The sequence below is a fragment of the Streptomyces sp. NBC_00554 genome (assembly GCF_041431135.1).
GTDB lineage: Bacteria > Actinomycetota > Actinomycetes > Streptomycetales > Streptomycetaceae > Streptomyces.
In genome coordinates this window covers 6899261-6922881 of sequence record NZ_CP107799.1, presented here as the reverse complement: position 1 = coordinate 6922881, position 23621 = coordinate 6899261, and the positions used below count along the sequence as shown (strand labels likewise).

At 70.9% G+C, this 23621-nt stretch carries 16 protein-coding genes and 1 pseudogene; 11 read left to right on the top strand and 6 right to left on the bottom strand.

Going from position 1 to position 23621, the window contains the following annotated elements:
• The first annotated feature begins 125 nt into the window (after nt 1-125).
• The 3 genes from fxsB (at nt 126) to fxsT (ending at nt 7863) form a co-directional block, all read left to right on the top strand.
• Nucleotides 126-2360 carry a radical SAM/SPASM protein FxsB, inactivated metallohydrolase extension form gene (gene fxsB, locus OG266_RS30535; protein WP_371549507.1) on the top strand — a complete coding sequence of 745 codons (2235 nt, stop codon included), beginning with the start codon at nt 126-128 and terminating at the stop codon, nt 2358-2360.
• Nucleotides 2361-2599: 239 nt separating this feature from the next.
• The gene (locus OG266_RS30530; protein ID WP_266462980.1) at nt 2600-3931 is read left to right on the top strand and encodes a TIR-like protein FxsC; all 1332 of its coding nucleotides are present in this window, start codon (nt 2600-2602) and stop codon (nt 3929-3931) included.
• Nucleotides 3928-7863 (top strand): FxSxx-COOH system tetratricopeptide repeat protein, encoded by a 3936-nt coding sequence (gene fxsT, locus OG266_RS30525; protein ID WP_329547777.1) that lies wholly within the window; start codon nt 3928-3930, stop codon nt 7861-7863. The genes OG266_RS30530 and fxsT overlap by 4 nt, the downstream gene beginning before the upstream one ends.
• A gap of 26 nt (nt 7864-7889) precedes the next feature.
• Here fxsT and OG266_RS30520 read toward each other — a convergent pair whose 3' ends face one another.
• Nucleotides 7890-8765, bottom strand: a complete 876-nt coding sequence (locus OG266_RS30520; protein WP_371549504.1) for an alpha/beta fold hydrolase — start codon at nt 8763-8765, stop codon at nt 7890-7892.
• Between the two features lie 261 nt (nt 8766-9026).
• Here OG266_RS30520 and OG266_RS30515 point away from each other — a divergent pair, with 261 nt between their 5' ends.
• Nucleotides 9027-10523: a serine/threonine-protein kinase gene (locus OG266_RS30515; protein WP_371549502.1), complete on the top strand. Its 1497-nt coding sequence runs from the start codon at nt 9027-9029 to the stop codon at nt 10521-10523.
• 265 nt (nt 10524-10788) lie between these two features.
• Nucleotides 10789-11562, top strand: a pseudogene (locus OG266_RS30510) (helix-turn-helix transcriptional regulator); the annotation flags it as partial.
• 90 nt (nt 11563-11652) lie between these two features.
• Here the strand turns inward: OG266_RS30510 and OG266_RS30505 are convergent.
• The 3 genes from OG266_RS30505 to OG266_RS30495 are packed head-to-tail and all read right to left on the bottom strand — an operon-like array spanning nt 11653 to nt 15270.
• Nucleotides 11653-13209, bottom strand: a complete 1557-nt coding sequence (locus OG266_RS30505) for an FAD-binding oxidoreductase (protein WP_371549500.1) — start codon at nt 13207-13209, stop codon at nt 11653-11655.
• Nucleotides 13210-13261: 52 nt separating this feature from the next.
• A complete protein-coding gene (locus OG266_RS30500; RefSeq protein WP_371549498.1) occupies nt 13262-14530 on the bottom strand; it encodes an MFS transporter in 1269 nt (422 codons plus the stop codon).
• Nucleotides 14527-15270 carry an SDR family oxidoreductase gene (locus tag OG266_RS30495; protein WP_371549496.1) on the bottom strand — a complete coding sequence of 248 codons (744 nt, stop codon included), beginning with the start codon at nt 15268-15270 and terminating at the stop codon, nt 14527-14529. Before OG266_RS30495 ends, OG266_RS30500 begins: the two co-directional genes overlap by 4 nt.
• 332 nt (nt 15271-15602) lie before the next feature.
• Between OG266_RS30495 and OG266_RS30490 the strand changes: the two genes are divergently transcribed.
• From OG266_RS30490 to OG266_RS30480, 3 genes are read left to right on the top strand one after another with little or no spacing between them, the layout of a single operon-like run.
• Nucleotides 15603-16643, top strand: a complete 1041-nt coding sequence (locus tag OG266_RS30490; RefSeq protein ID WP_371549495.1) for a phosphotriesterase — start codon at nt 15603-15605, stop codon at nt 16641-16643.
• Nucleotides 16633-16974: a cupin domain-containing protein gene (locus OG266_RS30485; protein WP_266462955.1), complete on the top strand. Its 342-nt coding sequence runs from the start codon at nt 16633-16635 to the stop codon at nt 16972-16974. The genes OG266_RS30490 and OG266_RS30485 overlap by 11 nt, the downstream gene beginning before the upstream one ends.
• Nucleotides 16971-17849: an SDR family NAD(P)-dependent oxidoreductase gene (locus tag OG266_RS30480; protein ID WP_371549492.1), complete on the top strand. Its 879-nt coding sequence runs from the start codon at nt 16971-16973 to the stop codon at nt 17847-17849. The genes OG266_RS30485 and OG266_RS30480 overlap by 4 nt, the downstream gene beginning before the upstream one ends.
• Before the next feature lie 103 nt (nt 17850-17952).
• Here OG266_RS30480 and OG266_RS30475 read toward each other — a convergent pair whose 3' ends face one another.
• Both OG266_RS30475 and OG266_RS30470 read right to left on the bottom strand, forming a co-directional pair.
• Nucleotides 17953-18951, bottom strand: a complete 999-nt coding sequence (locus OG266_RS30475; RefSeq protein WP_371549489.1) for an aldo/keto reductase — start codon at nt 18949-18951, stop codon at nt 17953-17955.
• Complete coding sequence (locus tag OG266_RS30470) at nt 18948-20459, bottom strand: FAD-dependent monooxygenase (RefSeq protein WP_371549487.1); 1512 nt, start codon at nt 20457-20459, stop codon at nt 18948-18950. The genes OG266_RS30475 and OG266_RS30470 overlap by 4 nt, the downstream gene beginning before the upstream one ends.
• Nucleotides 20460-20883: 424 nt before the next feature.
• Here OG266_RS30470 and OG266_RS30465 point away from each other — a divergent pair, with 424 nt between their 5' ends.
• Genes OG266_RS30465 through OG266_RS30455 form a run of 3 tightly spaced genes read left to right on the top strand, consistent with a single transcriptional unit; the run spans nt 20884 to nt 23602 of the window.
• Nucleotides 20884-21852 carry an AfsA-related hotdog domain-containing protein gene (locus tag OG266_RS30465; protein WP_371549485.1) on the top strand — a complete coding sequence of 323 codons (969 nt, stop codon included), beginning with the start codon at nt 20884-20886 and terminating at the stop codon, nt 21850-21852.
• Complete coding sequence (locus OG266_RS30460) at nt 21852-22598, top strand: HAD family hydrolase (protein WP_371549483.1); 747 nt, start codon at nt 21852-21854, stop codon at nt 22596-22598. Before OG266_RS30465 ends, OG266_RS30460 begins: the two co-directional genes overlap by 1 nt.
• Nucleotides 22595-23602 (top strand): beta-ketoacyl-ACP synthase III, encoded by a 1008-nt coding sequence (locus tag OG266_RS30455; protein WP_266462936.1) that lies wholly within the window; start codon nt 22595-22597, stop codon nt 23600-23602. Before OG266_RS30460 ends, OG266_RS30455 begins: the two co-directional genes overlap by 4 nt.
• Nucleotides 23603-23621: the final 19 nt, after the last annotated feature.

Below are 23621 nucleotides of genomic sequence, written 5' to 3'. Positions count from 1 at the left end.
GCTTCATGACCTGGGGTTCCCGCGCCCCGGCGCGCCGGGAACCCCAGGGGCGTACGCCCGGCGCCAACTCCTTTGGCACAACGTTGACTTGACAGCGCCCCCCGCCGCCCCCTTCGCTGTGCCAAGTGCCCTATAGTGACGCGACCAACATCCAGGAACTGGTCCTGAAGATCCACAGCCGGTGCAATCTGGCGTGCGATCACTGCTACATGTACGAACATGCGGACCAGAGCTGGAAAACACGGCCGGCCGTGATCTCCGAAGAAACGGTCGCGCAGGTCGCGAAGCGCCTTTCGGGCTATGCGGAAGCCCAGAGAATCGATTCCTTCTCAGTAATTCTGCACGGCGGTGAGCCCCTCCTCGTAGGTCCGGCCCGCCTGCGCCATATCTGTGAGGAACTCACCCGCGCTCTCGCCCCGATCACCACTCTGGATCTCCGCATGCACACCAATGGCATGCTGCTACGAAGACAGCATTTGGAGATCTTCGACGAATTCGATCTGAAGGTCAGCGTCTCCCTCGACGGAGACCAGGTCGCCAATGACCGTCACCGGCTGGACCGCCGGGGCCGCAGCAGTTACGACCGGGTGCTGCGCGGGATCGACCTTCTGCGGACTCCCGAATTCCGGCACCACTATGTCGGACTGCTGTGCACCGTGGACGTGACGAATGATCCCGTCACGGTGCACGATGCGCTCACTGCGCTGGATCCGCCCCGTATTGATTATCTGCTTCCGCATTCCACTTGGGACAACCCCCCGCCCGCCTGGCCGTCCAACCTCCTCGGATCCACGGAATCGAAGACCCCGTACGCCGACTGGCTCCTCAAGATCTTCGATCGCTGGGAGGAGCAGGGGCGCCGGGTGCCGGTAAGAACCTTCGACTCCGTGCTCAGCACGCTGCGCGGCGGTCCGAGTCTGACGGAGGCGATGGGCCTGGCCCCCTCCGATCTCGCGGTGGTGGAGACCGACGGCGCCTTCGAGCAGGCCGACTCGCTCAAGACCGCCTACGCGGGAGCTCCCGCCACCGGATACGACGTCTTCCACCACACCTTCGAGGAGTTCGCCCAGCATCCCGGTGTGCGCGACCGGCAGTTGGGCATCCAGGGCGTCAGCGAGACCTGCCGGAAGTGCCCGGTCCTGGACTCCTGCGGCGGCGGGCTCTACGCACACCGGTACCGCACCGGCAGCGGCTTCGACAACCCGTCCGTGTTCTGCGCGGACCTGCGCGGCTTCATCGAGGGTGTCGCCGAGCGGATCACCGATCGGGCGCTGTCCCCCACTGTGCACGACGGCGAAGAACTCCGTTACGCACAGCAGGAGTTGACCCGCGAGCTGCTGGCCACTCTGAACGACCGCGGCACGGACCAGGACGACGACTGGGGCGAGGTGTGGGCGGCCCTCCTGCTACTGGACGGAGACACGCACTGCGCCCCGCATCTGAACACGGTCCTGACGCATCCGTACGTACGCACGGCGCTGCGCCGCGCCTGGGGCGGCCCCGCCGACACGGCCCACCTCGCATCCCTGGTCGTCGCTGCGGCCGTACGGGCAGGTTCCGCCGTGACCCTGTCGTGGCAGCAGCGGGACACGGAGCTGCACCTTCCGACGCTGGGCACCCTGACGCTGCCGGGGTCCGGCCGGATCGAGGTGGAGGTGACGACGGACGGTTTCCGTGTGCACCACGGCACCGGCGGGCAGGACACCCTGTCCGTGCGGCCGGACGAGGAGAACAACCCCCCGGACTGGCGGCCTCTGACACCCATGGGCCCCACGCTGGTGATCGACGACACCGATCCCTACCGCGACTGCTACCCCGTCCCCGTCGCTCCTCCCCTGGACCCCGGCGAGCGCCGCGTGTTCCGCAAGCGGGTCGTGCGGGCGCAGGAGCTGATGGACGAGCGGATGCCCGGCTGGCGGAGTGACGTCAACGCGCTCACCGTGACGACCGTGACGCCGTTGGAGGCCGGTTCGGGTCTCCGGCTCGGCGAGCACGGTCCCGGCGCGCTGGGCGTGGCCGTCGACCTGGAGCCGGAGGAGTTCCTGCTGCACCTGCCGAGGCTCGGGCACCTGGCCAGGTTCACCGGCCTTCGGGAGACGACGGACCTGGCCCTTGCGGGCAGCGGGGCGGGGCGGCTGCTCGAAGCCGCCTGTGAGGCGATCGGCACGGCGGCCTGCAGCCCACCGCCCGGAGAACGCCCGGAGGCGCGATCACGGGCGGACGCCCTGGAGCGGGCCCGCAGCACGCTCACCGAACTGTCCGCGCTGCCCGAACGGGACCTCACCGAGAGCGGAGCCGCTCTGGTCGAGCAGCTGTGGGCGGAGTGGGAGGAACGGGCGAAGGCGCACGAGCTGGCCTGAGGCGGCCGCCCATGAACTCTCCACCCCGTCCTGGGAGTTGACGGTCCGGCGCTTTGGCCGGGAAGGACGTCACTCTTCGGGACATGTAGGTGGTCGTCGACCTCACCGGCGCCCGGATGTCCGGATATCGCCAGTGAATGACGTGAAACAAACGGCACGCGTGGGCAGGGCGTCGGGCACATTGTTTGTTCCGGCTCGATGACATCCCCCAGGGGGTTCATCAGTCAGCAGGGGGGCGCGTGGACACACCTGAACGGGAACGGGCTTCGGACAACCGGCCGTATTTCTTTCTGAGTTACGCCCATACGCCACCCTGGGGGCCGCACGGAGGCGATCCCGATCACTGGGTGCATGTGCTCTTCACTGATCTGTGCGACCACATCATGGCGCTCACGGATCTTCCGGCCGGTGCTCCCGCGGGTTTCATGGACCGGGAGATGCGGTCGGGGGACGGGTGGCCGGAGAAACTCAGTGAGAATCTCGCGACCTGCCGGGTCTTCGTTCCACTTTTTTCACCGCGCTACTTCACGAGCGAGAGCTGCGGTCGGGAATGGTTCGCGTTCAACGAGCGCATTCTGCGGGCGCGGGCCACCGGTGCCAGTGCCGGTACAGCCATTGTCCCCGCCCTGTGGACGCACATCGATTTCGCCCAACTCCCGGACTCCGTACGGCACATCCACGTCGACCACGGTGCCTTCGGGGACCGGTACGCGGCGAACGGGATCTACGGGCTGATCAAACTCAACCGGCTGCACGACGAGTACGAGGAGACCGTTCTCGGGCTGGCCCAGCGGATCGTGCGGGTCGCACACGAGTCGCCGCTGCCCTCCAGCAGGCCCCGCGCCCACGAGCGGACGCCCAGCGCTTTCAAGCCACGCGGCGAGGGCCCCCGGCGTATCCATCTGACGGTGGCCGCACCCACCCGGCACAGCGTTCCCGAGCACCGCGACGTCCGCCCGTACGGCGAGGACGCCCAGGACTGGAACCCCTACCATTCGGCCCGGCCGCTGCCCGCGCTCGCCGAGGAGCTGGTCCGGTCGCTCGACTACCGGATCACGGTGTCCTCCTTCGACGACGAGGACCCCGGTGCGGACCCGCCGCCGGACGACGCGGACGACGCCGATGCCGGCGACAAGTCGCCGACGAGCCACCCCGGCATTCTGCTCATCGACCGGTGGGCGCTGACCGACGAGGAACGGCGGCGCAGGCTCAAGGCGTTCGACGCGAACGCCCGCCCCTGGGTCAGTGCGGTCGTCCCCTGGAACCGGGCCGACATCCAGTGTCACGGCGCCGAGGGCCAGAAGCTCACCGAGGAACTGGAGCGGACCCTGCCGCTGATCCTGGACCGGGGCAGGCGCACCGACAGCCGGCTCGCGGTCAACGGCGTGCCGACCCTGAAGGCCTTCACCGACGTACTCCCCACCGTCGTCGCCCACGCGACCCGGCAGTACCTCAAGCATGCCAAGGCGTATCCGCCACCGGGCCCGTCGATCCCCAGGCCCCGCCTGACAGGCCCCACCCACCCGCCGCTCCCCGATGGCGGATCCGAATACGGAGGAGAAGAAGCATGACGGCGGAGCAGGACGGACGCATCATCACCTTCTACTCGTACAAAGGCGGCACAGGGCGCACGATGGCCCTGGCCAACACTGCGTGGATCCTCGCGGCCAACGGCAAGCGTGTGCTGGCCGTCGACTGGGACCTGGAGGCTCCGGGGCTGCACCGCTTCTTCCACCCCTTCCTCGATCCCAACGCGCTCGCGGCCACCACCGGTGTCATCAATCTGATCCACGACTACGCCTGGGCCGCGACCACCGGACCCCAGCGCTCCGGCGCCTGGCACCTCGACTACGCGCATGTCGAGCAGCACGCCATCTCGCTCACCCCCGAGCGCCTCGGACTGCGCTTCCAGGACGGCGGTTCGCTCGACTTCCTGTCCGCCGGCCGCCAGGACCGCTCGTACTCGGCGACCGTGTCCTCCTTCGAGTGGGACAACTTCTACGAACGGCTCGGCGGCGGGCTGTTCCTCGACGCGCTGCGCGACGACATGAAGGCCAGTTACGACTACGTCCTGATCGACAGCCGGACCGGGCTGTCCGACAACGCCGACATCTGCACCATCCAGATGCCCGACGTGCTCGTGGACTGCTTCACGCTCAGCGACCAGTCGCTGGACGGCGCGGCCGCCGTGGCCCGCAGCGTCGAGGACGGCTACCGCAAGCGCACCATCCGGGTGCTGCCCGTCCCGATGCGCATCGACGAGGGCGAGAAGGAGAAGGTCGACGCCGGACGAGCCCTCGCCCGGCTGAAGTTCGACGGGCTGCCCAAGGGGCTCGGCGGCGAGGAGCTCGGTTCCGAGGACCTGACCGCGTACTGGGGCAACGTCGAGATCCCCTACCGCCCTTACTACGCGTACGAGGAGACGCTCGCCACCGTCGGCGACGAGAGCGGTATCGCCAACTCGCTGCTGTCCGCCTTCGAACGGCTCACCTCCGTCATCTCCGACGGCGAGATCACCTCGCTGCCGCCGGTACCCGAGCCGGTGCGGCTGCGCTGCCGTGACGCGTTCCTGCGGCGGCGGCCGCTGGCGGCGACGGCCAATGTCGTCCTCGCGTACGCGGCGGAGAACCGCACCTGGGCCGACTGGGCCGACGCGATCCTGCGGCGCTGCGGCTGCGTCGTCACACTGCACGAGATATCCACCGGTCCCGTCGAACGCCCGGACCCGACGGTGCGCACCCTCGTGCTGCTGTCGAAGGCCTTCCAGAAGTCCCGGTACGCGGACGCCATCTGGCGCGCCCTCAGCGACTCGGACCCGGAGGGCGTGCACGGCACCATGGTCTCGCTGCGCGTCGACGACGTCCCCACGCCCACCTCGTACCGGGACCACAACCCGGTCGACCTGCACCGGCTCGACGACGCCCAGTGCGTCACCGAGCTCCTTGGCGCCGTGGACGTGCCGGCGCAGCCCGTCGACATCGGACCTTCGGGGCCCCGGTTCCCCGGGAACACCCCGGCGATCTGGAACGCCCCCCAGCGCAACACCACCTTCACCGGCCGCAATCTCATCCTGGACCGGGTCCGCGACCAGCTCGGCGGCGGCGTGTCCGCCGTTCTGCCGCAGCCCCAGGCGCTGTTCGGGCTCGGCGGGGTCGGCAAGTCGCAGGTCGCCATCGAGTACGTACACCGCTTCATGGCCGACTACGACCTGGTGTGGTGGATCTCGGCCGAGCACGAGGACGACATCGTCGCCTCACTCGCCGAACTGGCCGCCCGTATCGGTGCACCGGGCGGCGAGGACATGACCCTGGCCGGCCAGGAGGCGTTGCAGATGCTCGCCCGCGGGCTGCCGACCAAGCGCTGGATACTCGTCTTCGACAACGCCGACGACCCGGCGAGGCTCTCCCGCTACTTCCCGACGGGCGGCGGCGGACACATCCTCATCACCTCGCGCAACCAGGCCTGGGCGCAGCAGGGAACGTCCATGCCCATCGACGTCTTCCTGCGCGACGAGAGCGTCGAGCACCTCACCCGGCGTGCCTCCGGGCTCAGCGAGGACGAGGCCGACAAGGTGGCGAACGCGGTGGGCGACCTGCCCCTGGCGGTCGAGCAGACGGCGGCCTGGCTGGCGGAGACGGCCACCCCTATCGACGACTATCTGCGCCAGCTCGCCGAACAGACCACCGACGTGCTGGCGCTCAACCAGCCCGCCGACTACTCCCACTCGGTGGCCGCGACCTGGAACATCTCCATCGCCCGGCTGAAGGAACGTTCACCTGCGTCGGTCCGTCTGCTCCAGCTCTGCGCTTTTCTCGCCCCCGAGCAGATCTCCTCGCAGCTGCTGTACAGCAAGGAGATGATCGACGACCTCAAGCGGTACGACCCCGCTCTCCAGGAGAGTCTGCTGCTCGGCCGCGTCATTCGTGAGATCGGCCGGTTCGCGCTCGCCAAGGTCGACCAGGTCAGCAACAGCATCCAGGTCCACCGGCTGGTGCAGGCCGTGATCCGCGCCCAGCTGACCGAGGAGGAGCAGCGGCAGGCCCGGCACGTGGTGCACACCGTCCTTGCGGGTGCCCGCCCCGACGGCGACGAGCCCATCGACGACCCCGAGACATGGCCGCGCTTCGCCGTCATCTGGCCGCACCTCACCGCGTCGGACGCCCGCAGCTGCAAGGAGGCCGAGGCCCGCCGCCTGCTCATCGACCGCGTCCGCTACCTCTGGAAGCGCGGCGACTTCCCCAACGCCCAGCAGCGTGCCGAGGACCTGCTCGCGCACTGGAAGCCGCTGCTCGGCGAGGACGATGTGCAGTACCTGTATCTGCGCTGCCAGCTCGCCAGCGTGCTGCGTTCCCAGGGGCGCTATGTGGAGGCCCGCGAGATAGACACGGAACTCCTGGAGCGCCAGCGCAGCGTGCTCGGCCCCTCGCATCCGCACACGTACGTCACGACGTCCAACCTGGCCAGTGACCTCGCGGCGCTCGGCGCCTACCGGTCCGCGGTCGAACTCGCCCGCGAGGCGCACCAGGGCTTCAGCCAGATCTTCCACGAGTCGCACCGGCGCACCCTCAGTGCGGCCAACAACCTCGCGCTGGCATTCCGCATGGTGGGCCGCTACAGCGACGCCCGCGCCCTCGACCAGGAGACGCTGGACCGGCGCACGGAGGTGCTGGGGCCCGACCACCCCTACACCCTGTCCTCGGCCGAATGTCTCGGCCGCGACCTGCGGGAGGTCGGCCGCTACTCCGAGTCCGTGGCACTGCTGTCGCGCGCCTACGACGCGCACAAGCGCATCCTGGGCAAGAGCTTCCCGGGCACCCTCAGGTGCGCGAAGTCCCTGGCCGTCTCGCTGCGCAGGGCGGGGCAGCTGGAGGACGCCCGGCGGCTGACGACCTCGACCAGGGCCGAGTACCGGGCCCAGTACCCGGCGCCGACTCCGGACTCCCTCGCCTGCGACCTCAACATGGCGGCCGACCTGTTCGCCGCCGACGAGCGCGACACGGCGCGCGAGGTGGCCCAGGAGGCGCTGGCCGAGTATGTGAAGGTGCCGGGCAAGGACCACCCGTACACGCAGGCCGCTCTCAACAACCTGGGGATCTTCCACTGGGGCTGCGGAGACGCCGCGGCGGCGGAGGAGGTGTTCGGCCAGGTGGTGCCGAGGATGGCGGAGGTGCTCGGGGAGCAGCATCCGCACACCCTGTTCTCCGGCATCAACTACGCCAACGTGCTGGCCGACCAGGGGCGGTTCGACGAGGCCCGGGAGCTGGAGAAGAAGGCGGTGGACGCCCTCGGTTCCGTACTGGGCCCGCATCACCCCGAGACCCTGGCCGTCGTCAGCAACTCCACGCTCACACTGAGCGCGCTCGGCCGCGAGGACGAGGCCCACCGGCTGCGCGACGAGGCTCTCCCGGAGCTGCGCAGGCTGCTCGGGGACGAGAACGGCATGACGCAGTTCGCCGAGATCAAGCGACGGATCTACCGGGATCTGGAGCCGCTGGCGGTCTGAGGGTCTTTGGGTGGGACACCTCACCGTCAGTCGGGGGTGTCCCGGGTCAGCCAGTTGAGTGCCTGGGGCAGTGCGCGCAGTGCCGAGAAGTGGGCCGCGGTGGGTTCGACGACCGTCCTGACCCGCGGGATGCGGTCGGCGAGCCAGGAGGCGTGGGAGGCCGGGGAGTACACGTCCTTCCCGCCGTGCCACAGCATGACCGGCACCCGGATGTCGGCGGGGTCGAATCCCCAGGGACCGGCGAGAGCGAGGGCGTCGTCGATCCATCCGTACGGTGAAGTGCGCAGCGCCTCACGGAAGTTGCGCAGCATCATCGACCTCATGCCGGTGTCCGAGACGATCAGCCGGTCGTCTTCGGTCAGCTCGCTCCGCAGCTCTTCGAGGAGCCGTGCGGGATCACTGCGGATCGCGGCGGAGCGCGGGATCAGCCGGGCCACGAACCGCTCGGGGTCGGTGGACGCGGTCCGGAACTCGTTCACGTTGGACGGCGCCATCCCCGCGAACCAGTCGAGCCCCTCCGCGTCCCGCGGCGCGAGCCCGACGAGCGCGGCGGCCCGGGTCACCCGGTCCGGCAGCAGCGCGGCGCAGGCCAGCGCGTGCGGGGCGCCTCCGGAGCGGCCGGCCACCGCGAACCTGTCCAGCCCGAGGGCGTCCGCGACGACGGCCACGTCCTGTACGACGTCGACGACGCGGCGTCCGGCCTGGCGGTCGGAACCTCCGTACCCGGGGCGGTCGTAGCTGATGAGCCGCGTGCCGCGCTGATACAGGAACATGGACCGCGGCCGGGGGCCGACCCGGCTGCCGGGCGTGCCGTGCAGCAGGAACACCGGCCGGCCGCATGGATCGCCAGAGATCTCGACCCGCAGCAGCCGCCCGTCCGCCGTCCGCACATGGTCACGCACAGCGCTCCCCCCTCCCTCGGTCCGGTGCGGACCGGGACAAATGCTGCACGATCCCTGCCCAAACGCCCATGCCATGAAACGAATCCGCAGGTCAACAGGCTTGCACATAAACCCACTTGGCGACCGGGACAGCGCCGAACCGCGCCGCCGGCGTGCTGCGCGCCCGGAGTGCGGTCGGCTTCGCGGGCGGGACCCGGCCGGCCCGCGGCCGGCGGCGCCCTCCCGCACGGCCGGGCACAGGGCTGCTCTAGCCTGTCGCGCATGAACGCACCGGGGGATGTCATCGACGGACGCTTCGAGCTGCTCGAGCGGCTCGGCAGCGGAGGGATGGGGACGGTGTGGCGGGCCCGCGACACCGTGCTGCACCGCGATGTCGCCCTCAAGGCCGTACGGCCGGACGCGGAGGCCTCCGAGGCGGTACGGGAACGGGTGCTGCGCGAGGCCAGGGCGCTCGCCCGGCTCAGTCACCCGCACGTGGTGACGGTTCACCACATCGTGGACGTGGACCCGCACCCGTGGATCGTGATGGAGCTGGTGCCCGGCGTCTCGCTCCAGGACCGACTCGACGAGGGACCCCTGGCGCCCGTGGAAGCGGCCCGCCTCGGCCGCCAGGTGCTCTCCGCCCTGCACGCCGCGCACACCGCGGGCATCCAGCACCGCGACGTCAAACCCGCCAACATCCTGCTGCGCCCCGACGGCACCGCGGTCCTCACGGACTTCGGCATCGCGGCCCTGCACGGCTCGACCGCGCTGACCGCCACCGGCGAACTGGTCGGCTCGCCCGAGTACATGGCCCCGGAGCGGATCCGCGGCCACGGCGACGACCCGGCCTCCGACCTCTGGTCCCTGGGACTCGTCCTGTACGTCTGCGCGGAGGGCGTCAGTCCGCTGCGCCGCGCCACGACACTCGCCACCCTGGCCGCGGTCCTCGACGACCCGGTGCCGCCGCCGCTCCGTTCGGGGCCGCTCGCCCCGGTCCTGGAGGCACTGCTCGTACGGGATCCGGCGGCCCGCCCCGACGCGGCCCGGCTGGACGGGATGCTCGCGCAGGTCGAGTCGGGCACGACGCCGAACTGGGCGCGGCCGACGCCGACGGCGGTCCTTCCCCCGCCTCCCGTCGCCCCCGTGCCCACCCGGCCGGACAGCCCGCGGCCGCCGGACACCGGGGGCCGGCAGCGGAGCCGTACGAAAATCGCCGTCGCCGTGGCCGCAGTGCTCGCGGTCGCCGCGGCGAGCGCGCTGTTCCTGAGCCTGCGCGACGAATCCGACGGCACCAAGGAGGCGGGTTCGGGCGGAAGCACGGGCGCACCGGCGAGCGGGACGCCCACCCCGCCCGCGAGTTCCGCGCCGGAGCCGTCCCCCAGCACCACTGCCTCCACCTCGACGCCCGGACCGGCCGAGTCGAGCCCGCCCTCGCCTTCCTCCGAGCCCGGCCGCTGGATCGCCCAGCTCTTCTCCGAGCCCGTCAGCTCCGGAACCTCCGCACGGGACACGCGTCTTGCCGCGGTCAGGGAGTCCGTGCCCGATGCGGTCTACGTCCTCAGCGACGACTACGCCTCGCTGCGCGCGGGCTACTGGGTGATCTACGCTCCGGGTCCCTTCACCGACGGCCGCGCCGCCCTGTCGTACTGCGAGGAGCACGGCCTGACCACGGCGAACACCTGCATCGGCCGCTACCTGAGCACGAGTTCGGCCGACTACGGCCTCCAGTGCCACCCGCCGGCCACCGCACCCACGGGCCGCTGCACCCGCTCATGACAGGGCGTAACCCCCGGGCACCTAAAATCTCGTCTCACATGGCGGTCGTCCCATGCGGCCGACGAGATGCCCCAGGCGTCCCGAAGGTTAAAGCGGAGTTACCACGGACCCACTGGGTAAAAAACTCGAAAAAGTTCCACCAAATATGGAATATCCGATGGAGTCCACCGCCGCTACTTCCTCCACACAAGCGTGGGTGCGGGATGTATGTTTGGAGCAATCCGCCGTACCCCGGCGGGCATCATGATGCCAGGGGGAGTGCAGAATGTTGGTCACTGAACGGCAACGAAAAGAACTCGCCTCCTTCCTTCGGAACCGGCGTGAACGACTCACACCAGAGGCCGTCGGTATCAAGAATTCATATGGCCGCCGCCGCACCCCGGGCCTGCGCCGAGAGGAACTCGCCCAGCTCGCCGGGGTGAGTGTGACGTGGTACACCTGGCTCGAACAGGCCCGTAGAATCCGGGTGTCGAGCCAGGTTCTGAGCGGACTCGCACGAGCCCTGCGGCTCGACACGACAGAGACCGGGCACCTGTTCCGGCTGGCCGGTGAGTTACCACCCGCCACACAGGCACCCCGGTCGAGGGAAAGCATTCCCGCGCAATATCTGACGTTCCTCGAATTCCAGGATCCATTGCCCGCATTCATCGTCAACAACCGTTTCGACGTGTTGGCGTGGAACCATGGATTCTGTACGCTCTTCCCCTATTTCGAATCCCTGGAACAGAGCCGCCGCAACACCCTCGTGATGATGTTCGACGAGCGAGCCCGGGAAATGCACCCGAACTGGGAGCAGGACGCACTCGAAACCGCCGCGCTGTTCCGCGCCCAGGCCGCCGATCAACTCGCCCAGCCCGAATACGCGAAGATGATCGACGACCTCCAGGGCGAGTATCCGGAATTCCGGGAACTGTGGGAGCGGCTCGATCTCGCCCCGCCCGTCCCCTCCGTACGCTGCTTCGACCATCCGACCCTCGGGCGGATCGAACTCGGTTATGTGAAGCTGCGCCTGTCGAGCGCGGACGCGACCATGGTCGTCTATCAACCCGTCCTGGACAGCCGCCTGCTCGCCCGCTTCCGCGATCTGGTCGAGGAACGGATCAGGGTGCGGCTGCATTCGGCCGGGGGCTCAGTCGGACGGTCGTACCGACAGAGCGTGCCGGAAGACGTCCCCTGGGTCCCAGACGGCCTTCACCCGCTGGAGTCGGGGGTAGTTCCCCTTGAAGTACAGCGCGTGCCAGGGAACTCCTGAGGTGTTCCAGCGCGGGTCGGCCAGATCCACGTCCGGATAGTTGATGTACGACCCGTCGGTGCGGGAGTCGGAGACGGGTACCCCGCCCGTCTCCGCGTACAACTCCCGGTAGAGCTCCCGGATTCTGCGGATGTGCCGCTCGTCCTCGGCGGGATCGGTCCAGTACGTACCCAGATAGCTCTTGAGGACCGAATCCCGCTGGGCGACGACGGTCGCCGTGGAATCCACGGCGTTGACCTTCCTGCCGTAGGAGAACAGCACCACCGTCGTATGCCCGTCATAGTCGCGGTCGGCGAGATACCGGAACAGCAGCTCGCTCTCCGCGGCCGAATACGGCCGGCGCAGATAGGCGCCCTTGCTCTTGGAGCGGGTCAGCACTCCCCTGTTCTCCACGTCCCGCTGGCTGACCTGAAGCCACGGCATCCCGGTGCGGGTCACCCGGATCGGGGCCCGCACGCCATTGCCCACCGCCGCGATGTACTCGTCAAGTCGCCTGCGGGCACCGGGAGTCGACCCGTCGAGCTGGGCGCTGAGGGTGATCCGGCCGACCGCGCGCTGGTTGAGGTACAGCGCGCTGTACAGGCTCTCGTACGCCGAGTCCGAGCCGTCCTCCTCACTGTGCCAGTCACCGTGGTTGCGGACGAGCCTTGCGAAGTCCCGCTCGCTCAGCGACTCCCAGGGCCACTCGGCGGAGGCGAAGAGAGTCGTCTCCGGGGGCCGGGGCAGCAGATCCTGCGGGGCGTCCGTCTCCGCCTCCTGGGAGCGGAACCAATAGCGGGTGACGACACCGAAGCTGCCGCCGCCTGCGCCGGTGTGCGCCCACCACAGGTCGTGATGGGGGTCGGCGGGGTCCCGCGACGCCACCACGGTGCGCGCCTCACCCGGGCCGTCGGCGACGACGACCTCCACCGCCTCCAGATGGTCGACGATCAGCCCGTCCCGCCGGCACAGGGCGCCGAAGCCGCCGCCCTGGACGTAGCCACCGAGCCCGACCGAGGGACAGGTGCCGCCGGGCACGGCGACTCCCCAGTTCAAGTACAGGGAGCGGTAGACGGACCCGAGCAGCGCGCCCGCGCCCATGCCGAAGGCCCGCCGGTCGGCGTCGTAGGTGACGTCGTTCAGCTCGGACAGGTCGATCAGCGTGCGCACGGCCGGGTCGTCCACCAGGCCCTCCAGGCCGTGGCCCCCGCCGCGGACCGCCAGCCGGGACCCGTGGCGGACGGCGGCGGTGACCGCCCGGCGCACGTCCTCCGCGGTGCGCGGCACGTGGACGCGGTCCGGGGTGCCGGTGAAGCGCGTGTTGCGCGAACGCGTGGTGAGGGAGAGGTAGCGGGGGTCGGCGCGGGTGATCGCGGGCACGCCCTGCGCGGGGACCTGCGGCGCGGCGGACAGGCCGCCGGGGGCAGCAGCTTCGGGAACGGATACGCCAGGCACGGATACGTTCTGCACGGTCACGTCAGAAACAGATACGTCAGGAACGGATATGTCAGGCATCGGTGACCACAGCCGCCTTTCGTGAGGTCACGGCGCGGCGCACGGCCGCGTAGCCGAGGAGCAGGAGCAGGGCGCAGGCACCCGCCGCGCCGCCGAGGAGGGCGGTGTCCGGCCAGCCGCCGTGCGCCCAGAACGGGCCCGTCAGCGCGGAGCCCGCCGCGCCGCCGAGGAAGTAGCAGGTCATGTAGACCGTGGTGACCCGGCTGCGCATCTCGTCGCCGACCTGGCCGAAGACCGTCGTCTGGTTCGAGATGTGCGCGGCCTGGACCGCGAAGTCGATGAGAACGATCGCCGCGCCGAGCACGAGCAGCGAGGACGACAGGGCCGACACCACGGCGAACGAGACCGCGATGAGCGCGAACGCGGCGGCGCTGACCGCCCGTTGGCGGCCCCGGTCGGCGAACCTGCCCGCCAGATTCGCGCCGAGCGCACCGCCCGCGCCGAGCAGCCCCATCGCGCCGATCGCCGCGGAACCGTAGTGGTAGGGGCCCTGGATCAGCCGGAGCGGCACAGCGGTCCACAGCACGGTGAACGCGGCGAAGCCCAGAGCTCCGTACAGGCAGCGCTCCACGATCACCGGCTGGGTACGGACGAGGGAGAACAGCGAGCCGATGAGCCGGGCGTAGCCGCGGGCGGTGAGGGGGGCTTGGGCGGGCTGCGCGGGCAGGATGCGGCGCAGGGTCACGCACACCACCAGCATCATGACCGCCGCGCCCCAGAACACGGCCCGCCAGTCGACGAGTTCCGCCACCACGCCGGCGAACGTCCGGCACAGGAGCGCGCCGAGGATGACCCCGGTCATCACGGTGCCGACCACCTGCCCGCGCCGCTCGGGCGGCGCCATGCCGGCGGCCTGCGGCACGATCACCATGGCGGCGACGCTCACCAGGCCCAGCAGGAAGAACAGCCAGATGAGGAGGTCGTCGTCGGCCCACGGGATCACCGCGAGCACCGCGGCCGCCGTGGTCACCAGGACGGTGAGGAGCCGCCTGCGGTCGACGGCGTCGCCCAGCGGCACCAGCGCGAACAGGCCCAGCGCGTAGCCGAACTGGGTGGCGGAGACGGACGAGGTGAGCGAGCCGGGGGTGCGGTGCAGCGAGGCCGCGAGCTCGGGGAGGATCGGCTGGAGGTAGTAGAGGTTGGCCACGCACAGGCCGCAGGCGGCCGCGAGCAGCAGCACGGTGCTCCGGCCGACTCGCGGCCGCGGCGGTGCGACGGGCCCCGCGAGGCCCGTCGCACCGCCGTGTGCCGCCTGGCTCACAGCGTGCCGCCGCCATCGACGTGCAGCACCGCACCGGTCACGAAGGTGTTCTGCAGGAGGTGCAGCACCGAAGCCGCGACGTCGTCGGGCTGCCCGATGCGGCCCACCGGCGTAGCCTGCGCGGTCTGCTCGAAGAGACCGGCGCGGGCGTCGTCGGGCAGGAAGGACCACAGCGGGGTGTCGATCAGGCCGCCGACGACGACGTTGACGCGCACCGGGGCGAGCTCGACGGCGAGGGAGCGGCCCATGCCTCCGATGCCCGCGTTGGCCGCGGCGGTCGCGCTCATGTCGGCGTACGACTTGAAGCCGGCCGCACCGGCGATCAGGACGATCGAGCCCTGGCCGGAGATCTTCTTGCCGGCGTGCCGGACGCTCAGGAGCTGCCCGACGATCTTGGTGTCGAGGGCGGCGCGCACGGCGTCGAGGGACACGTCGTAGACGGAGCCGACGGCCATGTCGCCGGGGCAGACGACGAGGTGGTCGAGGGAGTCGATGCCCGCGAAGAAGGCGCGCACGCTCTCCTCGTCGGTGACGTCCACGACACCGGTGGTGATGCCGTCGATCTCCTTGGCGGTCTGCTCCAGCTTGTCCTTGGAGCGGGAGCCGACGACGACCTGCGCCCCGGCGGCGGCGGCCTGGCGGGCCACCGCCTTGCCGATGCCGGACGAGCCGCCGATCACCACGACGCGGGCGTCGGAGAGCGAGGAGGCTGATGCGGAAGAAACGGGGGAAGCGGACAAGGTCGTCTCCTGGTCACGAGCGATTGGTCACGAGCGGTTGAGTACTGACCGGCCGGGGCAGAAGTGAAAGCCCGGCCACCCATGACGCTGTCAGCTCGCGCGTGAGGCAGGGAGGCGAGGATTCATGCTAGTTGGAATACCACCTGGTTAGGCCTTCGCAGGCGCGCCACCATGGGGTGTCGTCGGGCGCCACGGCTCGCCCGGCGCAATGGCCGCCATCTCGCCCGGCGCCATGACTGTCAGCTCGCCCGACACCGCAATGGCTGTCATCTGCCGACGCCGAAAACGGCTGTTATTCCGAGGCGGTTCTCTGTGAGTACAGGCGGTTCTCTGTGAGTACGGAAACTCCACTCCCGCACGACCCGGTTCCGACGGTCCGCGGCCCGGTCGCCGCGGCCGAGTTGGGCGTCACCCTCGCGCACGAGCATCTCTTCGTGCTGAGCTCCGAATTCCAGTCGAACTTCCCCCACTTGTGGGACCGCGAGGCCGGAGTGGGCGAGGCCGTACGGCAGTTGGAGCAGGCCTACGCGGCAGGTGTGCGGACGCTGGTGGACATGACGGTGCTCGGCCAGGGTCGCGACATCGACCTGGTGCGCGCGGTCGCCGAGCGCACCCCGGTGAACATCGTGCTCGCGACCGGCGTCTACAGCGTCGACGGCATCCCGCTCTTCGCCCGCTTCCGGGGGCCCGGCGCCGCCATCGAGGCCGAAGACCCGCTGATCGAGCTGCTGTTGCGCGATGTCACCACCGGAATCGCGGACAGCGGAGTCCGGGCGGGTCTGGTGAAGTTCGCCTGCGAGCGCACCCCGCCGGACGGGGCCGCGCACCGGATGGCCGCCGTCGTCGCCGAGGTGCACCGGCAGACCGGTGTCCCCGTCGTCGTGCACTGCGACCCCTTCGAGGGCAACGGCATCGCGCTGGTGCGGCTCCTGGAGAAGGAGGGGGTGACCGCGGGCTCCGTGGTCGTGGCGCACGCCGGGGACTCCGCCGACCTCGACGGGCTGCGCGCCCTCGCCGACACCGGCTGCGTGCTGGGCTACGACCGGTACGGCATGACGCCCTTCGCCCCCGACGAGCAGCGCAACGCCACCCTCGCCGCGCTCGTACGGGCGGGCCACACCGCCCAGTTGCTCGTCTCGCAGGACCACCCCGTGCACATCGACTATCTGACGGCCGAGCAGCGGGAGCGGATCTATCCGGGCTGGAGTTATGTGCATCTCTTCGAGCGAGTCCTGCCGATGCTCCTGAAGGAGCCGGGCATCGACGACGCGACCGTGCACACCCTCCTCGTCGACAATCCGCGGCGGCTGCTCTCCCGGATCGCCGCGCCCCACCCCGGGGACCACCCCACGGAGGCCCGCGATGCCGCTTGAACCCTGGCAGGAGCTGGGCGCCGACCTGCTCATCGACGAGGAGCACGTCAAGTGCTGGGTGGAGACCGTGCCGCCCGGCGAGCAGCGGCCCGCCCACACCCACCGGCACCCCTGGGTGACCGTCGTGCTCTCCGGGGCGCACGGTGAATCCCTGGACGAGAACGGCGAGTTGATCAAAGCCGTGACGCTGGAGACCGGCCAGGTGGTGCACAACCGCGGCGAGTCCCTGCCCATGCGGCACTACGTCCACAACCTCTCCGACCAGACCCTCGTCATGGTCGCCATCGAACTCCGTACGCCCACGGCGCCGGAGGAAGGACCGAGTACATGAGCCGACACGAAGGCCGAGCGGAGCAGAACGGCGCGGGACAGCCGCCGAGCACTCCCGCCCTGGTCACCGGGGCAACCTCCGGCCTCGGCCGGAGCCTCGCGCGGGCCCTCGCCGACCGCGGCTGGACCGTCCTGGTGCACGGCAGGGACGAGGGCAGGTGCGCCGAGGTCGTCGGCGAACTGCGTGCGGCGGGCGGCACGGCCTATCCGTATCTCGCGGACCTCTCCTCGCTCAAGGAGGCCGCCGAGCTCGGCAGGAGGGTGGCCGCCGAGCATCCCTCGCTGGGGCTGCTCGTGAACAACGCGGGCGTGGGCGCGGGCCGTGACTCACGACGCCGCGAGGTGAGCCGCGACGGCTACGAACTGCGGCTCGCTGTGAACTACTTGGCGCCGGTGGTCCTCACCCACGCCCTGCGCTCCCCGCTGCGTGCGGCGGGCTCGGCGCAGGTGCTGAACATCGGCTCGATCGGGCAGAGCCCCGTCGACCCGGACGATGTGCAGTTCACCCGGCGCTACGACGGCATGGAGGCGTACACGCGCAGCAAGTTCGCGCTCGCCGCCTTCACGTTCACCATCGCCGAGGAGTACGCGGCCGAGGGCATCCGGGTCAACTGCGTGCACCCCGCGAACTACATGGACACCACGATGGTCACCGAGGCCGGGGTGCGCCCCTGGTCCTCGGTGGCCGAGGGGACCGCGGCCGTGCTGCACGCCATCGACGACGGGGCGCGGGGCGCGAGCGGCCAGTACTACAACGAGAGCCGCAGGGCCAAGGCACACCGCCTCGCCTACAGTGCCGACACCCAGCGGCGGCTCGCCTCGCTCACCGACCAGCTCATCGCTCCGGCGGAGGGGGCGAGCGGCACGGGCTGGTGAGCATCTGACATGTGGGCGGGACACGTCAAGACGGGCCCGGGTGCAATCACGTCAAGACGGGCCCGGGTGCGATTCGACTCGCACCCGGGCCCGTCCCCGTGCCTCAGTCCTCCTGGACCAACGCCAGCAGGTGGTCGGGGAACCGCTCGCCCGCGAAGGCGCCTGCGGGCGCGATCTCGTCGACCTGGCTCAGGATCTCGGGGGTCAGCGTGACGGCTCCCGCGGACGCGTTCTCACTCATGTGCGTACGCCGCTGGGCTCCCGGAATCGGTACGACACCCTGCGCGACGAGCCAGGCAAGGGCGAACTGCGCGGGCGAGCAACCAAGTTGGGCGGCCAGTTCGCCGATCCTGGTGACCAGGTCCTGGTTGAAGCCGAGGTTGTCCTCGGAGAACCGGGGCAGGCCGCGGCGCATGTCGTCCGGGGCCAGCTCGGCCCCGGAGAGCTCCCCGGAGAGCAGTCCGCGGCTGAAGGGGCTGTAGGCGACGAACCCGATGCCGAGCTCGCGCACGGTGGGCAGCACGGAGCGCTCCGGGTTGCGGCTCGCGAGGGAGTACTCGGTCTGCACCGCGGTGATGGGGTGGACGGCGTGCGCCGCGCGGATCGCCGCCGTACCGGCCTCGGAGAGGCCCAGGTACCGCACCTTTCCGGCCTCGACCAGCTCCGCCATGGCGCCCACCGATTCCTCGACCGGCACCTCGGGGTCGACACGGTGCAGGTAGTAGAGGTCGATGTGGTCGATGCTCAAGCGCTTGAGACTGGCGTCCACCGCCTCCTTGATGTGCCGGGGACTCGCGTCGACCCGTACACCTTCGGGGGTGCGGATGAGGCCGCACTTGGTGGCGAGAGTGGCCCGGTCGCGTTGTCCGCCGGCCAGCGCGCGGCCGACGATCTCCTCACTCAGGCCGGCGCCGTACATGTCCGCGGTGTCGAGGAAGTCCATGCCCCGGTCCAGGGCGCCGTGGATGGTGCGGATCGACTCGGCCTCGTCACTGTCTCCGTAGAACTCGGCCATGCCCATGCAGCCGAGGCCGATCGCGGACACCTCCAGGCGGCCGCCGAGCAGGATGCGGTCCAGGGCGCGCGGTGTGGTGGTGGTCATGCCTTCTCCTCGTTGGCTACGGGTGGTGCGGGCGTGCTGGTGGGCCCGGTGTCGCCGTGTGCGGCGGGCAGCAGCTGTTCCAGGCGGCGCAGGGCGCCCGGATCGGCGAGGGCGGCGGCCGCGGCGACGACTCCGTCCGGGCGCACGAGCACCACCCCGGGACGGCGGGCGCCCAGGGCGCGGGCGGTCCGCGCGTCCAGGTGCGCGCAGGCGGGCGTGTCCCGCTCGGGGAAGGGGGTGGGGCCCGCGAGGGCGAGCAGTGCGTGCCGTCCGTCGCGCAGCAGGTCGTGGGTGCGGCCGCCGGTCGGGAGGGATACGTCCGGCAGCCGGGTTCCGGGGCCGAGTTGTCCCAGCGAGGGCCCTTCGGCGGGGTAGCGCAGGTCCATCTGCGCGAGGCGGGAGGGCAGCACCCGGTCGAGGACACCGCTGCGCTCGGCGGCCGACGCCGCGAGGTCGCGGGCCCGCTCGCGCCAGCCGCTCCAGGTCCACAGGCGGGTCTGGCGGTCGGTGTCGTCGACCACGGCGTGCGCGACATGCGTACGTTCCCGTTCCCAGGCCCCGAGTGCGGTCTCCGGCAGCCTGCCCCGGATCACGTCGGCGAGCCGCCAGGCCGCTTCGTGCGCGTCCTGGATGCTGGTGTTCAGTCCCTGTCCGCCGGCCGGGCTGTGCACATGCGCGGCGTCACCCGCCAGCAGCACACGCCCGTCACGGAACCGGTCCGCCATCTTGCGGTGGACCTGGAAATGACCCGCGCCGCTGACGGAGACCAACTCCAGCGGAACGGGGCTGCGTTCGGCGGCTATGGCGCGGACGGTCTCCTCGACGTTCTCCGGTCCCGCGCCCTCGGGGGCGCTGCCGAAGACACGGATGCGCCCGCCCGGGAGACCGACGACGACGAGTACGCCCGTGGGACCCATGAAGTAGTGCGCCTCGGCGTGGGCGAGCGGCGTGTCCCACTCGCCGTCGACGAGGACGAACGACTGCGGGTACGTGGGCCCGGTGAAGGCGACGCCGAGCTGCTCGCGGACCGCGCTGTGCGCGCCGTCGCAGCCCAGCAGCCGGCCCGTGCGGTGGACGGTGCCCGACAGGTCGGCGTCCACCCCGTCGGCGTCCTGGGCCAGGGCGGTGAGCGGGTGCCCGTACTCGACCCGGCCGCCCGTCTCACGCAGCGCGTCGAGCAGCAGTCCCTCGGTCTCGTTCTGCGGGAGGGAGAGGGGGGTGCCGAAGCGACTGCCTTTCAGGCCCCGGAAGTTGATGCGGGCGACGCGGCGGCCGCGGGCGTAGTAGTTGGCGGCGACGACAGGAAGCGCCGCGTCGCGGATGCGGTCCTCCAGGCCGAGGCGTGCCATCACCTCCAGCGCACGCGGCTGGAGGATAATCGCCTTCGCATGGGGGTTCCTTCGGGCCGCGCGATCGACAATCCTGGTGTCGATCCCGCGGCGGATCAGCTCGGTGGCCATCATCAGGCCGGTCGGCCCTGCGCCGACGACCAGTGCTTCGCTGTCCACGGTGATGCGTCACACCTCCTGCGTTCAGGGGGGAACAGGCATACGGGGTAGGCGTGGTTGGTGCGCCGGAGAACCATGGTGCATGAACTCCAAGAGCCGGACGTGGTGGGCGTGATACCCCTGAGTCCAGCACCACCCTGGGCGATTTTTCCGGCCGGGAATCCGGGCCCTCGGCGGCTGCATGGCTCGTAGTGAGCCCTGTGTCGGGTGGCCGGCGACGCTCCGCAGGCCGGACGGCAACTCGCTTTCAGCCAGCGCGAATTGGCGCAAACCACGGAAAGCCGGGGCACCCTGACTCGGGGTAACTGGTAGCGATTTCAAGGGTATGAGCCGCACGGGTGGCAGAAGGCTCTGGCTGGCGGCGGCGAGGCGCTCGAAGAATGTGGGCCACGAGCCCGGCCACTCCACAAGGAGCAGCACACCGATGCCCCTCCCCCAGAGCGCCCTCGCACCGGACGCGGCCACCACCGCACCGGCCCTCTCCTACCGGCACACGATCGACCGCGGCGACGTCCACCGCTGGGCGGTCAGCGAGGTCTTCCTCACCGACTACGCCGACCTGACCTCCGACAACTACCTGGCGGCCGCCCAACTCCCGCCCGCTCACCACTACTTCGGTGACCACACCGGACCGGCCGCCGACGCCCCCGACAGCATGCTTCTCCTCGAGTGCTGCCGGCAGGCCGCCACCTGCATCGCCCACCGCGGCCTCGGCGTCACCCGGGACAGCGCCTTCCACGTCACCGACTGGACACTCGAACTCACCGGCACCACCCCGCCGCCGGTCCACGGCAGGCCCCGCGAGCTCGACATCCGGGCCGCCGTCACCCGCAACAAGGTCCGCTCGGGAACGGTGCGCGCCGCGCGATACGTCCTGGAGCTGTCGCACGGCGGCGAAACGATCGGGCGCTGCGACATCTCCGCCCGCTACTCCCCGGCAGAGGAGGCGGAGATCGTCCGCCGCTACCACCGCAAGTCGACGCCGCCCCAGTCGAGTTCGCTGCCCGCCATACCCCCGGGCACACCCGTGCCACCCGCCGAGGTGGCCCGCCGCGACCCCGCCAACGTGGCGCTCACCGACGCGCGCCGTGTCGCCGGCGGGGTGGCCGCCGTGGTGGCGGTGCCGTCCGGGCACCGTACGCACTTCGACCACCCGCAGGACCACTACACGGCGATGATCCTCATGGAGGCCGCCCGGCAGGCCGCGCTCCTCGCGGCGGGCACCGGCGTACGGATCACCGGTTACCGCTCGGCGTTCGCCAGGTTCGCCGAACTCGACGCCCCCGTCCGGGTGTCGGCCGTGCGCCGCCGCTGCGACGAGGTGGCCGTCCGCTTCCGGCAGGACGGCGTGGTCGTCAGCGAGATCACCGTCGGCGTCTCGGAGGACTTCTGATGGCGGCCACGACCGGGCCGGTTCGCGCGCTCTGGACCGACTACGGCGGCGTGCTGACCCCGCCGACGGCCGAGTCGATGGAGTCCTTCTGCGCCCGGCTCGGCGTGCCGTCGGCCCCGCTCCTCGCCGCCATGCGGCAGGTGTCCCGCGACTGCGGCGCGGGCGAGGACATCATGGCGCCGCTCGACACCCCGCTGCTCACCCAGGAGTCCTGGGAGCGCCGAGTCGAAGCGGCCCTCGCGACCCACAGCGGCATCCGCGTCGACCTCAGCGACTACCCGGCGCGCTGGTTCGCCGACCGCGCCGTCAACCAGCCCTGGCTCGACACCCTGCACCGGCTGCGCCGACAGGGCGTGTTCATCGGCCTGTTGTCGAACATGCCTCCCGCCTGGGACCGGCACTGGCGCCTCGCCGTACCGCCCGAAGGCCTCTTCGACGCGGTGGTGCTCTCCTACAACTCCGGCTGCCGCAAGCCCGAGGAGGAGATCTTCCGCCTCGCCGCCGAGCGGGCCGGGGTGCGCCCCGAGGAGTGCGTGCTCGTCGACGACCTCGCGGTCAACTGCGCGGGGGCGGAGCAAGCCGGCTGGCACGGTGTCGAGTTCACCGGAGCCGAGGCCGCCACGGCAAGGGTCGACGCACTGACCGCGACGGGCTCCGCCCTCGTACCCGTCGACCCCGACCGCGAGCACCTGCGCGGACCGCGGCACGCGCCGGTGACCGTCGTGGCCCCGGGAGGCGACCTGTGAGAGCCGCCGTCATCAGCGGCATCGGCTCATGGCTGCCGCCCGACCTGGTCACCAACGACGACCTCGCCGCCCGTATGGACACCTCCGACGAGTGGATCCGCACCCGCACCGGTATCCGTACCCGGCACTTCGTGTCCGCCGGGATGCCGACCTCCCGTCTCGCCGCGGAGGCCGGGGCGCGGGCCATGGAGTCGGCGGGCACGGCGGACCTGGACGCCGTGGTGCTCGCCACCACCACGCCCGACCGCCCCTGCCCGGCCAGCGCCCCCGAGGTGGCCCGCCGCCTCGGCCTCACCGGCCGCCCGGCCTTCGACGTCTCCGCCGTCTGTACGGGATTCCTGTACGCCCTCACCACCGCGGCCGGGATGATCGCCTCCGAGGCCGCCGATCAGGTTCTCGTCATCGGCGCCGAGGCCTTCAGCACCCTCATCGACCCTCAGGACCGTTCTTCCGCGGTCGTGTTCGGCGACGGCGCCGGCGCGGTGGTACTGCGGGCCGGGGAGCCCGGCGAGCCCGGTGCCCTCGGCCGGATCGTGCTCGGCAGCGACGGTTCGCTCGCCGACCTGATCACGGTGCGGGCCGGCGGCTCCGAGCAGCCCCACCCCGACGCCGACCCCGAACGCAGCGACCCCGCCGACCGCTACTTCTCCATGCGGGGCCGGGAGGTCTTCGGGCACGCCGTGACCCGCATGTCCGAGTCGGCGCGCGCCGCGCTCGCCCCCACCGGATGGCAGCCGGGCGATGTCGACCGGCTGGTCGGCCACCAGGCCAACCTCCGTATCCTGCGGGCCGTCGCGGAACAGCTGGACATCCCGGCGGACCGGCTCGTCATCCACCTGGACCGCGTCGGCAACACCGCGGCGGCCTCCATCCCGCTCGCCCTGGCACACGCGCACGCCACCGGAGAACTCACCCCCGGGGCACGCGTCGTCCTCGCCGCTTTCGGAGGCGGCGCCACGTGGGGGGCCACGGCACTGACCTGGCCCTCGCTGAAGTCCGCGTAACCACGGGCCCGTTCACGCA

Excerpts from the sequence above, each read along its gene's own strand:
- OG266_RS30465 (WP_371549485.1), top strand. The coding sequence starts at position 20,884 with ATGCCCCTCCCCCAGAGCGCCCTCGCACCGGACGCGGCCACCACCGCA.
- OG266_RS30460 (WP_371549483.1), top strand. The coding sequence starts at position 21,852 with ATGGCGGCCACGACCGGGCCGGTTCGCGCGCTCTGGACCGACTACGGC.
- fxsT (WP_329547777.1), top strand. The coding sequence starts at position 3,928 with ATGACGGCGGAGCAGGACGGACGCATCATCACCTTCTACTCGTACAAA.
- OG266_RS30515 (WP_371549502.1), top strand. The coding sequence starts at position 9,027 with ATGAACGCACCGGGGGATGTCATCGACGGACGCTTCGAGCTGCTCGAG.
- OG266_RS30475 (WP_371549489.1), bottom strand. The coding sequence starts at position 18,951 with ATGACCACCACCACACCGCGCGCCCTGGACCGCATCCTGCTCGGCGGC.
- OG266_RS30480 (WP_371549492.1), top strand. The coding sequence starts at position 16,971 with ATGAGCCGACACGAAGGCCGAGCGGAGCAGAACGGCGCGGGACAGCCG.
- OG266_RS30485 (WP_266462955.1), top strand. The coding sequence starts at position 16,633 with ATGCCGCTTGAACCCTGGCAGGAGCTGGGCGCCGACCTGCTCATCGAC.